11 protein-coding genes are annotated in these 13,993 nt (G+C 61.4%); 2 read left to right on the top strand and 9 right to left on the bottom strand.

Annotated elements, in window-relative coordinates:
* Window positions 1-59: 59 nt before the first annotated feature.
* From rpmA to FO013_RS05205, 4 genes are all read right to left on the bottom strand, one after another.
* Window positions 60-311, bottom strand: coding sequence for a 50S ribosomal protein L27 (rpmA, locus tag FO013_RS05220; RefSeq protein ID WP_143921531.1), 252 nt, complete (start codon window positions 309-311; stop codon window positions 60-62).
* Between the two features lie 13 nt (window positions 312-324).
* Window positions 325-633, bottom strand: coding sequence for a 50S ribosomal protein L21 (rplU, locus tag FO013_RS05215; protein WP_029417392.1), 309 nt, complete (start codon window positions 631-633; stop codon window positions 325-327).
* Between the two features lie 176 nt (window positions 634-809).
* On the bottom strand, window positions 810-1,124 hold the full coding sequence (locus FO013_RS05210; RefSeq protein ID WP_143921530.1) for a chorismate mutase: 315 nt from the start codon (window positions 1,122-1,124) through the stop codon (window positions 810-812).
* Between the two features lie 93 nt (window positions 1,125-1,217).
* Window positions 1,218-2,750 (bottom strand): alanine/glycine:cation symporter family protein, encoded by a 1,533-nt coding sequence (locus FO013_RS05205; protein ID WP_143921529.1) that lies wholly within the window; start codon window positions 2,748-2,750, stop codon window positions 1,218-1,220.
* A gap of 142 nt (window positions 2,751-2,892) precedes the next feature.
* Between FO013_RS05205 and FO013_RS05200 the strand changes: the two genes are divergently transcribed.
* Window positions 2,893-4,032 carry an SPFH domain-containing protein gene (locus FO013_RS05200; protein ID WP_260848004.1) on the top strand — a complete coding sequence of 380 codons (1,140 nt, stop codon included), beginning with the start codon at window positions 2,893-2,895 and terminating at the stop codon, window positions 4,030-4,032.
* Between the two features lie 84 nt (window positions 4,033-4,116).
* Here FO013_RS05200 and FO013_RS05195 read toward each other — a convergent pair whose 3' ends face one another.
* Window positions 4,117-7,176, bottom strand: coding sequence for an Rne/Rng family ribonuclease (locus tag FO013_RS05195; protein ID WP_143921528.1), 3,060 nt, complete (start codon window positions 7,174-7,176; stop codon window positions 4,117-4,119).
* A gap of 346 nt (window positions 7,177-7,522) precedes the next feature.
* Here FO013_RS05195 and FO013_RS05190 point away from each other — a divergent pair, with 346 nt between their 5' ends.
* Window positions 7,523-8,173, top strand: a complete 651-nt coding sequence (locus FO013_RS05190; RefSeq protein WP_143921527.1) for a vitamin K epoxide reductase family protein — start codon at window positions 7,523-7,525, stop codon at window positions 8,171-8,173.
* 110 nt (window positions 8,174-8,283) lie between these two features.
* On the opposite strand, the gene ndk is transcribed toward FO013_RS05190, so the two are convergent.
* The 4 genes from ndk to ileS form a co-directional block, all read right to left on the bottom strand.
* Entirely contained in the window at window positions 8,284-8,700 is a 417-nt protein-coding gene (ndk, locus tag FO013_RS05185) for a nucleoside-diphosphate kinase (RefSeq protein ID WP_143921526.1), read from the bottom strand.
* Between the two features lie 82 nt (window positions 8,701-8,782).
* On the bottom strand, window positions 8,783-9,148 hold the full coding sequence (locus FO013_RS05180) for a DUF4233 domain-containing protein (RefSeq protein WP_143921525.1): 366 nt from the start codon (window positions 9,146-9,148) through the stop codon (window positions 8,783-8,785).
* Between the two features lie 4 nt (window positions 9,149-9,152).
* Window positions 9,153-10,541 carry a bifunctional folylpolyglutamate synthase/dihydrofolate synthase gene (locus FO013_RS05175; protein WP_143921524.1) on the bottom strand — a complete coding sequence of 463 codons (1,389 nt, stop codon included), beginning with the start codon at window positions 10,539-10,541 and terminating at the stop codon, window positions 9,153-9,155.
* A complete protein-coding gene (gene ileS, locus FO013_RS05170) occupies window positions 10,538-13,804 on the bottom strand; it encodes an isoleucine--tRNA ligase (RefSeq protein ID WP_143921523.1) in 3,267 nt (1,088 codons plus the stop codon). Before ileS ends, FO013_RS05175 begins: the two co-directional genes overlap by 4 nt.
* Between the last annotated feature and the right edge of the window lie 189 nt (window positions 13,805-13,993).

The raw sequence follows: 13,993 nt of genomic DNA, 5'->3' as shown, positions 1-13,993 counted from the left end.
GTGAGTCTCTAGACTCACCCTTCATGGACCCCTAGCAGGGGAAAAACAGAACTAGTCGATCAAGCGCCGACGATGTTGACGATCTTGCGACCATTGCGTTTGCCGAATTCCACGGCTCCTGCGGACAGTGCGAAGAGCGTGTCGTCTCCGCCGCGTCCGACGTTGGCGCCTGGGTGGAACTTGGTTCCGCGCTGGCGAACGATGATCTCGCCGGCCTTGACAACCTGTCCGCCGAAGCGCTTCACACCGAGGTACTGCGCGTTCGAGTCGCGACCGTTGCGGGACGAGCTGACTCCCTTTTTGCTTGACATGTGAAGTCTCCTCTTACTTGATGTTCGTGATCTTCAGACGGGTGAGGTCCTGGCGGTGGCCCTGACGCTTCTTGTAACCGGTCTTGTTCTTGTACTTCTGAATGATGATCTTGGGGCCGCGGAGTTCATTGACGACCTCGGCGCTGACCGCAACCTTCGACAGGGCATCAACGTCGGTAGTGACAGTCTCACCGTCGACGAGGAGGACTGCATCGAGTTCGACGCTTTCCCCGGCCTTCGCCTTCATTCGGTTGACTGTGATGATGTCTCCGACGCTGACCTTTTCCTGATGGCCACCGGCACGGACAATGGCATAGACCATGGTCGAACCCTTTCTGTTCATACACAAACGAACGGCGGTTGATCCCTTGGCTCCCGCGGAAGGTTTTCCCCGGGTGTCCCATTGAGAGGAATCACCAGCCGTGGTGCGTCGTGCGCACCGACGATCAAGTCTAGTGGATTCGACCGCTGTTGGGCAAACCGCTCGAGTTGAAGAACTCAGGCCTCCCGGGTCTCAGCGATCCGTTCGTGATGACGGATCACCTCGGCGACGATGAAGGTCAGGAACTTCTCTGCGAACTCCGGGTCCAGGTGCGCATCTTCGGCCAGCCTGCGGAGGTGGGCGACCTGCCTGCCCTCCCGCTCGGGATCTGCGGGAGGCAGACCGTGGTCAGCCTTCAGCTCACCGACTGTCTCTGTGAGCTTGAATCTCTCGGCGAGCAGATGGATGAGCGCTGCGTCGATGTTGTCAATGCTTCCGCGCAGTTCCAACAGCCGCTCCTGGGCATGTGTCTTGTCGTTGATCTGATCCACGTGCACCAGTCTAACGAGACTCGCGGCAATCCATCGACGACGCACGGAGGCCGACCCCGCGCCATTGCGGAATCGGCCTCAGAGAAGCTGCGCTCAGACCATCTCCTCCACAGGAACGGCGTCCTTCGTGTCGGGATCCATCAGCGTACCGGCCTTACGGTCGGCCAGATACTTCTTCATCTCCTTCTTCACCACCGGCATCAGCATGTACAAGCCGAGGATGTTGATGAACGCACAGAGGAACAGGGCGGCATCGGCGAACTCGACGATCTTGCTGAAGCTGGCGATGCACCCGATGACCACGAACGCACAGACAAGCACACGGAAGACTGTGACCGCGCCCTTCGACTTGCCGAAGAGGTAGGCCCACGCACGTTCTCCGTAGTAGGCCCAGGTGATGAGGGTGGAGAAGGCGAAGAGTGCGACCGCGATAGCCAGAAGCACCGGATACCAACCGGCGACGGTGGAGAAGGCGTCCGAGGCCAAGGCCACACCGCCGATCTCACCCTCACCGAGGTCATTGGTGTAGGACGGCTGGTTGGCGACGATGATGGTCAGAGCGGTCATAGTGCAGATGATGACCGTGTCCACGAAGGGCTCGAGCAGAGCAACGAAGCCTTCTGAGACCGGCCGACGGGTCTTGACGGCTGAGTGCGCGATGGCGGCCGAACCGATGCCGGCTTCGTTGGAGAAGGCCGAACGCTGGAAACCGATGACCATGACGCCGACGATGCCGCCGGCGATCCCCTGAGGTGCGAATGCCCCTTGGAAGATCTCGCCGAAGGCCTGTGGGATCTGGGCGAAGTTGATGGTCAACACCAGCAGACAGGAGATGACGTAGAAGATTCCCATCGCCGGAACGAGCTTGTCGGTCACGTGGGCGATCGACCGGATTCCGCCGAGGATGACGAGTCCGACGAGCACGGCGAAGATGATGCCGAAGATCAATGACGCCAAGGCCCCGCCGAGGAAGCCCTCGGCGCCGCCCGTAGCGGTGCGCACCTGAGCGAAGGTCTGGTTGGCCTGGAACATCCCGCCGCCGACGACACCGAAGATGAGGATTGATACCGCGAAGATGCCGGTGAGGACCGAGGCGACGGGTTTCGACAACTTGCGGAATGCGATGGGCAGGTACTTGAAGGGACCACCGTAGACGACGCCGTTTTCGTCGATCTCTCGGTACTTGACGCCCAGTGTGCACTCAACGAACTTCGTACACATGCCGAGGAGGCCGGCGATGATCATCCAGAAGGTGGCGCCGGGACCGCCGAGGGCGATGGCGACACCGACACCGGCGATATTTCCCAGTCCGACGGTGCCGGACAGCGCCGAGGCCAGAGCTTGGAAGTGTGTGATCTCCCCGGGGTCGTTCTTGGTCGAATGCTTTCCTCGGATGACTTCGAGTGAGACCTTGAATCCGCGGAATTGGATGAAGCCGAAGTAGACACTGAAGATGAGTGCCGCACCGATGAGCCAGAGAACGACGAAGGGGAAGGAAACAGGGCCGAGGGTGATGGGAAAGAAGATGATCCCGCCGAAGAAGGTGGCGATCGGATCGAACCAGGAGTTGATTGCATCATCAACCGGTGATTTGGGGGCATCTGCTGCCAATAACAAAGTGTTCATGGTGCAATAACCTGCCGCACCCCTTGGACGGTGGCAAGCTCTACAGCACAGGAGACGAATACAGTTACCCAACTGTTACGTGCGTCACACTGAGGAGGTATTGGTGAGATGCTCGTCTCAGTCTGTGTCCTAGACTGAAACCATGACTCAGAACCCTCATCAGCACCTTCCGCCTCCGAACCAGCCAGGATCTCAGCCGACATCACAGCAGCCTCTCCCCGGGCGCGGCCAGCATCCCGGATCCGGTGCTCAGGGCAACCCGCAGCGTTCCGTTCGTCAGGGTAACCCGCAGCGGCCCGTTCAGGGTGGACCGCAGAGGTCCCCTGGAATCCCTCAGGAACAGAGCCGACCTGGGCCGTCGAGAATCACATCGGTCGAGGGCGAACGTGTCAGGGAGACCTCGGCGGGCGGCGTATCTGGATATTTCGCTATCGTCGGCGGGGTCATCCTGTTGACTCTGGCACTTCTGCTCGCGGTGTTCGGACTCATCATGACCGTTGCCCAGGCCGCGGTCGGGGTCATCCTCATCGCACTCGCCATCGTCATGTTCATTGCCTCGATGTTCATGTTCAAGGGGTGCACCTCCGTGGCTCCGGGCAATGCTGTCGTGCTCCAGCTCTACGGGAAGTACGTCGGCACTGTGCGCCAATCAGGGCTGCGCTTCGTCAACCCCTTCTATTCGAAGATTCAGGTATCGACACGCATCCGCAATCACGAGACGTCCACACTGAAGGTCAACGACCTCGACGGCAATCCGATCGAAATCGGCGCCGTGGTCGTCTGGCAGGTCCAAGACACGGCTCAGGCCCTGTTCGAGGTCGATGACTTCGAGGAGTTCGTCGCGATCCAGGCCGAGACAGCTGTGCGCCACATCGCAAACTCCTATGCCTACGATTCCTCGGATCCGAATCGGATGTCCCTGCGCGACAACGCCGATGAGATCACATCGAAACTCTCCAATGAGGTCGCAGCACGAGTCGCCGCCGCTGGCGTGACCATCATCGAATCGCGCATCACGCAACTGGCCTACGCCGCAGAGATTGCACGGGCCATGCTCCAACGCCAGCAGGCTACAGCGGTTGTTTCAGCCCGCCAGCTCATCGTCGAAGGTGCTGTAGGCATGGTCGAGACCGCCATTGAGCAGATCGAGGGACGCGGGATCGTCAAGCTCGGACATCTCGAGCGCAGCGATCTCGTATCGAATCTGATGATCGTACTCTGCGGTGATCAGGCTGCGCAGCCGACCATCAGTACGACGAGGAATCAGGAATCCAAGAACTGAGGCGTCCCGCCGCCGATCCTCATGATCGGCGGCGGGACGCCTCGTCGTCTGTCCGCATCAGTCACATGACAGTGGACATGATGCTCAGTCTTCGCCGATGATGACGAATGAGGTCGGCAGCGACTGCTGCGTCGACTCATCAGCTGCCTGAGCCTTGGCAGCGGGCTTCCGCCGCGGTGCTGCCTTGACCGGTTCAGCCTTTGCCACCTTGGTCGCGGTGTCTGCACCGATCATCAGCGGAAGCTCGGCAGCAGGCACCTCAGGCTTTTTCGCCGGGGCCGGCTTGTCCTGGACTTGCTTGTCCTGAGCAGACTCGTCATGCGTTGGCTCTGATGTCTCCGAGGACTTGGCATTGGACCGCTTCCGGCTGCTGCGGGTCCGGGATCGGCCCGACTTTCCGTTGCCGTTCGAATCGGCGGATTCGTTTCCCTGCGATTCCTTCGTGGAGTCACTGTTCGGCGTCGACTCGGTGTCGCTCGCAGCCGAGGCGTCCTGAGAATCCTCACCGTCCTTGGACTCAGTCTCGTCCTTCTTCAACGTGGCCTTGGCAATTGCGGCTACGGCCGAACGTGAGGCGTCGTTGGCTGCGGAGTCTGTCTGGCCTTCGGGGTCATTGGACTTCGACGACTTATTGTCACCGCGACGCTTGCGATCACGTTTGCTGTTCGAGTTGTCGTTTTGTGCAGACCGGTTGCCGTGGTGGGCCTTCGAGCCGTCCTCTTCTGAACCCGGCAGCAGCAGTCCCCGACCGGAAAGGTCGGCCCCGGCACTGACAAGGGACTCTGCGAGTCCGGTGCCGATGCGCTTACGCGTCATCTGCACAAGACCCAGGGAGGTCACCTCGGCGACCTGATGCTTGGTCCTGTCCCGTCCCAGGCATTCGACGAGGCGACGCACGACGAGATCCCGGTTCGATTCGAGTACCATGTCGATGAAGTCGACGACGATGATGCCGCCTATATCCCGCAGGCGCACCTGCCGGATGACCTCTTCGGCTGCTTCCAGGTTGTTGCGGGTCACGGTCTCTTCCAGGTTTCCACCTGAACCGGTGAACTTGCCGGTGTTGACATCGATGACCGTCATGGCCTCGGTCCTGTCGATGACCAGCGAACCACCCGATGGCAGGTTGACGGTGCGCTGCAGCGCCTTCTGCACCTGTTCCTCGACCCGGTAGTGGTCGAAGATTTCGTCGTCCTCGCTATAGCGATGGACGCGCTCGAGCAGATCCGGTGCCACGGCCTCGACGTATTCGTGAATCGTGTTCCACGCGCCGTCGCCGTCGATGACGAGAGACGAGAAGTCCTCGTTGAAGACATCGCGGATGATCCGCACGATCATGTCCGGCTCGCTGTACAGAAGCTGCGGCGCGAGCACCTTCGTCGACTTCGACTTCTTCTCGATGGTCTCCCACCGTTTCGCCAGTCGTTCGACGTCTCTGCCGAGTTCCTTGTCTGTTGCTCCTTCGGCTGCGGTGCGCACGATGACTCCGTTCGAGTCACCAACGAGTTCTTTGAGCAGCTTCTTCAGTCGATTGCGCTCGACGTCGGGCAGCTTGCGTGAGATGCCGGTCATGGAGTTGCCGGGAACGTAGACGAGGAAACGTCCGGGCAGGGAGATCTGACTCGTCAGACGGGCGCCTTTGTGACCGATCGGGTCTTTGGTGACCTGGACGAGGACAGCGTCGCCGGGGCTGAGCGCCACCTCGATACGGCGAGCCTTGCCATCCATGCCGAGGGCGTCCCAATTGACTTCACCGGCGTAGAGCACAGCATTGCGGCCCTTGCCGATGTCGATGAAGGCTGCTTCCATGCTCGGCAGCACGTTCTGGACCTTGCCAAGGTAGACGTTGCCGATGAGGGACGACTGCTGGCGGTTCTCCTTCAGGTAGTGCTCGACTGTGATCCCGTCTTCGACGACGACCAGCTGTGTCTGCTCGCCGCTTTCACGCACCAGCATCGTCCGGTCCACAGATTCACGACGGGCCAGGAATTCAGCCTCGGTGATGACGGGGCGGCGGCGCCCTGCCTCACGACCTTCCTTGCGGCGCTGCCTCTTGGCTTCGAGGCGAGTCGAACCCTTCAGCGAGGTCACCTCATCGTTGTCCGTGCTGCGCGTCCGTGAGCGACGGCGACGACGGCGACGCGAACCGTTGTCGTCATCGTCATCGTTATCATCATCACCGGAGTCAGCGAACTTCTCAGACTGCTGGCCGGAGTTCTTGTCATCGGAGGATTTGGCGCCGGCGGACTTGGTCGAATCTGTCTGCTGAGCCTTCTTCTCCGACTTATTGCCGGAGCGTGACTCGCGTCTGTTCGAGTGGGTGTCGGAATCCTCGTCAGCAGATTCCTCGGCTGACGATGGCGAATCGTCATTCTCCGATTCGCTGCCGTTGTCATCGCGTCCGCGGGAGCGGCGGCCGCGTCCTCCACGGCGACGCCGACGGCCGCCGGAATCGTTGGAGTCATTGTCGTCGGAGTCATCGCGCTTCGCGCTGTTCGCGTCGGCGTCCGATGCCTCCGCGTAGTCCGAGTCGTTGTCGTAGTCGTCGGCGTCGTCGGTATCGTCGGTGTCGTTCTCAACCTGGACGGGCTGAGCCAGTTCGGCCTTGGGCACCTGGAAGATCAGTCCACCGTCGTGTGGCACGGCTGGCGCGCTGCGCGGGGTCGGAGCAGGAGCGGGGTCCACGGTGGGCGCTGCGAAGGGGTTGCGGGGATCGAACGTGGGGGCCAGTGCTGGCGAGGCGTCATCCGCGGCATCGTCTGCAGAGTCCTCGTCATCGGCATCCGGGGGATCGTTCGCCTCGCTCCCCCGGCCGTTGCTCGCTGCGTTCTGCGGATCCTCGGCAGGTTCACGGACGAACTGTTCGAACACGAGTCCCCTGTTGGCTGCAGAGTCCCGTACCTTCTTCGGTGTGCCCGGCCTCTGCTCTGGCACGTCCTCGACGTCCTCGTCCGAGTCACCATCGCTCGGCTCGGGAATGCGCAGAGACTCCGCGGCCTCGGCGATGTTGTCGAGTTTCGCTCTGATGCTCTCGTCGACGTCCCCATGAGAGGAGTCTGCGGAATTCACCGACTGCTGCAGATTGGCGAGATCGGCGAGGATGCCCTCTGTTGCTTCGTTGCCGTCATTCGACGCGTCATTCATGATTTCTCCCAGTCCGAAGACTCCGTCCACACCTCACGGATCTTCGGATCCTTGCATGGTCCAAGTCGGACCGAAACTTGTGGATGGCACTTCCAGCTCGCGCTCAGCGCGTAGGCCTTCGGTGCTGCCTCTTCTTGGTGTCGACCTGCGAGGTCGTACCCTCGACTCGGTGGAGGCACTTCTCCTGCTCGGTGTGAGAGCAGGTATCCGTCTGGCCATTATGTCACAGATCAACCGAAGTGCTCCGCTCGATCTCCGCCGTCTATGGTCTCCGTCACTTCCCGTATGTGACTATTCACAGTCACTCCCGTTTGCCGCGCAGTGTCCGGGGAGGCATTCTTGGAGTGTGAATACCACAGATACTCTCCCTGACGACGATATCGACGTGGCGTCGCAGACCCGACCCTGGGTCCTGCGGCCGACCAGTCTCGGTGTCTTCCTCATCGTTGCATCCGTCGTCGGCTACTTGGCATCCTTCGCTCTTGCCGTCGAGAAGTACGAGAAGCTGGAAGACCCGAATGCGGTGCTCTCCTGCGACCTCAACCCGTTCTTCTCCTGCGGATCGGTGATGGAGTCTCCCGAGAGCCAGCTCTTCGGCTTTCCCAATCAGCTCCTGGGAATCGGCGCTTTCATATTCCCGCTGCTCCTCGGCGTGTTGCTCCTCGCCAGGACGAGGATCCCGAGGTGGATCATGGTGGGACTCAACATCGGCCTCGCCCTCGGCACCGTCCTCGTCATGTTCCTGTTCTACGTCTCGATCTACAAGATCGGCGTCGGCTGCCCCTGGTGCATGGTGGTGTGGACGATGACGATCCCGATGTTCGTCGCTGTCACGTCCCACAATGTTCTGGCCGGCAATTTCGGCGCCCGGATCGCGCGGAATCCGATGGCCAGAGTACTCGCCAAGGAGAATGTGGCGATCTTCGTTCTGTGGCTGCTCGTCATCGCAGCATGCATCGTCGTTCAGTTCTGGAACTTCTTCTCGACTCTGTTCTGAGCAGGTCCCAAATGACCAACTCACCACTGCCATGAAATGACGCGGGTGCCCTGTGGCCGATCCCTCTGAGGAAGGACGACTGCAGGGCACCCGCGTCTGTGCGCTGAGATCTATTCGGCGGGGAACCAGATTCCGATCTCGCGTTCGGCCGATTCGACGGAATCGGAACCGTGCACGAGGTTCTTCTGGACCTTCTCGCCCCAGTCGCGGCCAAGATCGCCGCGAATGGTACCCGGTGCCGCCGCTGTCGGGTCGGTTGCACCCGCCAGCGATCGGAATCCTGGGATCACTCCCTGGCCGGAGGCGATGATCGACACGACCGATCCTTCGGACATGAAGTCGACGAGGGGCTGGTAGAAGGGTTTGCCTTCGTGCTCTGCGTAGTGGGCGGAGAGTTCTTCCGCGGTCGCGCTGCGCAGCGAAAGAGCATCGATGGCATACCCCTTGGATTCGATCCGAGCGAGGATCTGTCCCACGAGTCCTCGTGCGACACCATCGGGTTTGATGAGGATGAGAGTGCGTTCCATTCCGGTCCTTTTCGTTTGTGCGATGATCGGCGGTCACAGTTTAACCGCCGTCGAGTTCATTGATATCAACCGCCGAGGCGGTTCAGGCTCGTTCCGCCACTTCCCTGTCGATCCTCGCCGACCAGTACACCGACACCGCCCAGAGGGCGATGAAGATCGCTGCGACGAAGAACATAGAGGTGACGAGGAATCCCGAAGCCAGCAGGAGGATCTGCACGACCCAGCCCAGTGCCACACCCGGTCGCTTCTGGCCGATCCGTCGTGGCAGCAGCAGGACCGAGACGATGGCCAGAGCAGCAATCACGGACGCGCCGAGGAGCAGCTGTCCCAAGGTCAGGGATCCTGCTGCCTTCACAGCCAGACCGTAGGCAGTGAGCACTGCGAAGTAGACGACGAAGAGCTCACAGATGAGGATCGAGCCGCACAGGACGGGAAACTTCGATTTCATCGGCTCAGTCCTCCTTGCCGAGCAGCAGACGGGCCTCTGCCACGGTGTGCAGAGAGCCGGTGACCACGATCCCGGGACTCGTCGCCCCGGAGTTGTTGGCCAGGTCGATGGCCTTCATCAAGGCTGCGTTGAGATCCGGCGTCTCGATCACGGAGTCCTCGTCCACCCATTCGCGGACAGCCTCGGCGAGTTCGTGGGCATCAAGTGCACGAGAATTCAGTGCCTGGCTGATGACGAACACGTCGGCGCTGCGGTGAAGTTCCTCGAGCACGCCGAGGATGTCCTTGTCGGCGAACATCGCCAGAACCATCACCGTGTAGTCGAAATCGAATGCCTCGGTGATGGTCTCGGCGAGCACATGGGCAGCGTCGGGATTGTGCGCGCCGTCCACGACCACCGCCGGGCCTGTCCGGACAAGCTCGGCCCGGCCGGGTGACGTCACACGGGACAGACCTTCGGCCACGGTGTCGAGGACCAGCGGCTTGTCCTCATCACTCAGAAACGCCTCCGCCGCAACCAGCGCAACAGCGGCATTGTGCGCCTGATGGATACCGTGCAGCGGCAGGAAGATGTCGGTGTAGACATCCCGAACTCCCTGCACGGTGATGAGCTGTCCATCGACCGCTCTTGTGCGTTCGAGAAGCCGGAAGCTGCGGTCCTCGGTCAGAGCAGGAGTCTGCCGACGCTCCACCTCGGCGTCCAGAGCATTCTGCGCCTCTTCGGTCTGTGCAGCGATGACAGCGACCGGATTCGGTGCTGGGGAAGGATCGAGACTGCGATTGAGGATTCCCGCTTTGGTGGTGGCGATCTCGGTGAGCGTGTCACCGAGGAACTGCTGATGGTCGAGGCCGATCTTCGTGAAGACACAGACCTGCGCATCGGCTACGTTCGTCGAATCCCATTCGCCGCCCATTCCCACTTCGGTGACCACCACGTCGACGGGGGCGTCTGCGAACACGGCGAAGGCCAGGATCGTCAGCGCCTCGAAGAACGTCAGCCTTCCCCGCCCCTCGGCGACGAGCTCCGCGTCGACGAGGTCGAGCACCGGCGAAATCTCGTCGTGGATGCGGACGAAGGTCTCAGCGGCGACAGGACCGCCGTCGACAGAGATCCGCTCGGTCACCGAATGCAGATGCGGACTAGTGAAGCGGCCGACTCTCAAGTCGTGAGCGGACACGATCGAGTCGATCATGCGAGCGGTCGAGGTTTTGCCGTTCGTTCCGGTGACCGTGATGACCGGTGCTGACTGATGAATGTCGCCGAGGAGCTCGCAGGCGCGACGGGTCGCGTCGAGTCGGACCTCGATCTGAGTCTCCCCCGCTCGTGCCAGCAGAGCTGCATACACGCGGACGAGCTGGGACTGCGTCTTCTCGTCGCGCTCGTGTGTGCTCATGCTCGGCTCACAGCGAGTCGAGTTCCCGCAGGCAGCTCTTCAGGAGTGAAGACCTGTTCGGCACCATCGACTTCTGCGAAGTCGAGTGAGGTGGCCAGGGTCTCACCGGCGACGAGGTCCTGATGGGCGCTCAGCGCGGCCACCAGATCCGACTCCGCCTCGATGACGACAGTGATCCGATCGGAGATGTGCAGGTCCAGCTGTTTGCGGATTCCCTGGATGGCGCGAACCGCGTCACGAGCGACACCTTCGGCCTCGAGCTCAGGGGTGACGCGTGTGTCGAGTGCCAGGAAGCCGGAGTCGAGCGCGGCCAACTCCATCCCCTCGGTACCGGATTCGGCCACAGACTCCACGGTGTATTCGCCATCGACCAAGTCGATTCCACCGCTGGTGACAGTGCCGTCGTCGGCGACCGACCAATCGCCGGTCTTCGAGGCCTTGATCACCTGCTGCACCTGCTTGCCCAGCCTGGGACCTGCGGCGCGGGCGTTGATCACAAGACTCTGCGACAGGGAGAATCCTGCAGCTTCCGCCTCGGCGACGTCGAGCACTTCGACCTCGCGGACGTTGAGCTCATCGCTGATGATATCGGTGAACTCGCTGCCCAGGTCGGTGTCATCAGCAACGGTGAGCTTGGCCAGAGGCAGGCGCACCCGCAGCTTGTTGGCCTTGCGTACAGACGAGGCCGTTGAGCAGATGTCGCGGGTCAGATCCATCGCGGACACGAGCTGATCGTCGGCGGGGAACAGACTCGCGTCCGGGTAGTCGGCCAGGTGGACCGACCGTTCGCCGGTGAGTCCACGGTAGATCTCCTCGACGGTGAATGGCAGCAGCGGGGCTGCGACCCGGCAGAAGGCTTCGAGGCAGGTGTAGAACACGTCGAATGACTCGTGGGTCGCCTCCGTGCCGTCCCAGAAACGGCGACGGGAACGACGCACGTACCAGTTGGTGAGCATGTCGAGGTAGCTGCGCACGAGTTCGCAGGCCGCCCAGATGTCGAGGCCTTCCATGGCGTCCGCGAACTCTGCGATCAGGTCGTGAGTCTTCGCCAGCAGATACCGGTCAAGGACCTGGCTCGAATCATAGCGGGATTCGGCCCGGTAACCGGCCTTCTCTCCGTCTGCCCCGTCTGCGGTGTTGGAGTACGTGGCGAAGAACTGCCAGGTGTTCCAGAGCGGGAGAACGACCTGTCGCACTCCATCGCGGATACCCTGCTCGGTCACGACAAGGTTGCCGCCTCGCAGGATGGATGAGGCCATGAGGAACCAGCGCATCGCATCGGAGCCGTCGCGATCGAAGACCTCGTTGACGTCGGGGTAGTTGCGCAGCGATTTCGACATCTTCGCACCGTCGGAGCCCAAGACGATGCCGTGGGAGATGCAGTTGGTGAAGGCAGGACGATCGAAGATCGCTGTCGAGAGCACGTGCAGGAGATAGAACCAGCCGCGAGTCTGTCCGACATACTCCACGATGAAGTCAGCGGGGAAATGATTGTCGAACCACTCGGAGTTCTCGAACGGGTAGTGGACCTGTGCGTAGCTCATGGATCCCGAGTCGAACCAGACGTCGAAGATCTCAGGGATGCGGCGCATCATCGACTGACCGGTCGGATCGTCAGGGTTGGGTCGTACCAAGTCGTCGACCCAGGGGCGGTGGAGGTCGACTTCACCTTGGTCGTTGACCGGCAGGCGACCGAAGTCGGCTTCGATGTCTGCCAGGGATCCGTACACATCGGTGCGCGGATACGAGGGGTCGTCTGAGGTCCATACCGGGATCGGCGAACCCCAGAAGCGGTTGCGCGAGATCGACCAGTCGCGTGCGTTCTCCAGCCATTTGCCGAACTGTCCGTGCTTGACGTTGTCGGGCACCCAATTGATCTGCTCGTTGAGTTCGACCATGCGGTCCTTGAACTCGGTCACCCGGACGAACCAGGAGGACACAGCGCGGTAGATCAGCGGATTGCGGCAGCGCCAGCAGTGCGGGTAGGAGTGCTCGTATGATTCGTGCCGGATCAGCAGTGCCGAACGACCAGCCATCGGCCCGGTGCCATTGCGCAGGTCCTTGATGATGCCCTTGTTGGCGTCGAAGACCTGCTGTCCCGCGTAGTCGGCGACCGTGGAGTCGAAGCAGCCTGCGTCGTCGACGGGACGCACGGCGGTGATGCCATAGGAATCGGTGAGGTCTTTGTCCTCTTCACCGAAGGCCGGAGACTGGTGGACGATTCCGGTGCCTTCGTCCGTGGTGACGAACTTGGCTTCGAGGATGGTGTGCATCCGTTCACCGAACTCCTCTTGGCGGCCCTCGAAGTACGGGAAGGGAGGCTCGTACTCACGGCCGAGAAGCTCACTGCCGGAGAATGTGCGCAGCACCTCGGGGTTCTCCCCGAGCTCTCGGGAGTATGAGCCGAGGCGCGCCTCGGCGAGGATCAGTGTCTTCCCTTGCAGCTCTTGTGCACCGTCTTCACCGGCGACGACGGCTGCCAGCGGGATCTCGGGATTGACCGCGACTGCCTGGTTGGACGGAACAGTCCACGGCGTCGTCGTCCAGATCAGGACCCATTCGTCGGAGTCCTTGAGCTTGTATCCGATGGTCACGGCCGGGTCCTGGCGCGACTTATAGACATCGTCGTCCATCCGCAGTTCGTGGTTCGACAGCGGAGTCTGGTCTTTCCAGCAGTAGGGCAGAACGCGGTAGCCCTCGTAGACGAGCCCCTTGTCCCAGAGCTGTTTGAACGCCCAGATCACGCTTTCCATGTATTCGACGTTGAGCGTCTTGTAGTCGTTGTCGAAATCGACCCACCGGCCCTGCCGGGTGACGTACTCTTCCCATTCCTTCGTGTACTTCAGGACCGAGGAACGGCAGGCGTCGTTGAAGGCGGCCAAGCCCATGCCGCTGATCTCCGACTTATCGGTGATGCCCAGCTGACGTTCGGCCTCAAGCTCTGCGGGTAGACCGTGGGTATCCCAGCCGAACCGGCGATCCACCTTCTTGCCGCGCATCGTCTGGAAGCGTGGGACGACGTCTTTGACGTACCCGGTCAGCAGGTGACCGTAGTGGGGCAGCCCGTTGGCGAAGGGTGGTCCGTCGTAGAAGACGAACTCGTTCTCACCGTTCTCGCCGGGGTCGCGCTGGTCGATTGAGGCCTGGAACGTATCGTCCTGTTTCCAGTAGCCGAGCACTGCGTCTTCGATGGCGGGGAAATCCGGCGAGGCACTGAGGCCGAAGGCCGAGGTCGATACCTTGGGATACAACGGTTGCGTCATGAGCGTCCTTTTTCAGTCACTGCGGTCACTGTCACGAGGACGACATGTCTGCCGCGGTACCACCTCGCTTATCCGTCCTCAACGACTGTCGGGTGAGACAGACGATCAGCGGATCGCTCATAGCCGGAGTGATGACGGGTCCAACCGTCCGGTTCTACTGGATGCCTTCTCCCGTACCGATACCTTCGG

Origin of the sequence: Brevibacterium aurantiacum (assembly GCF_007558825.1) — a bacterium.
GTDB lineage: Bacteria > Actinomycetota > Actinomycetes > Actinomycetales > Brevibacteriaceae > Brevibacterium > Brevibacterium aurantiacum_A.
This window is presented reverse-complemented; position numbering and strand designations above follow the sequence as displayed.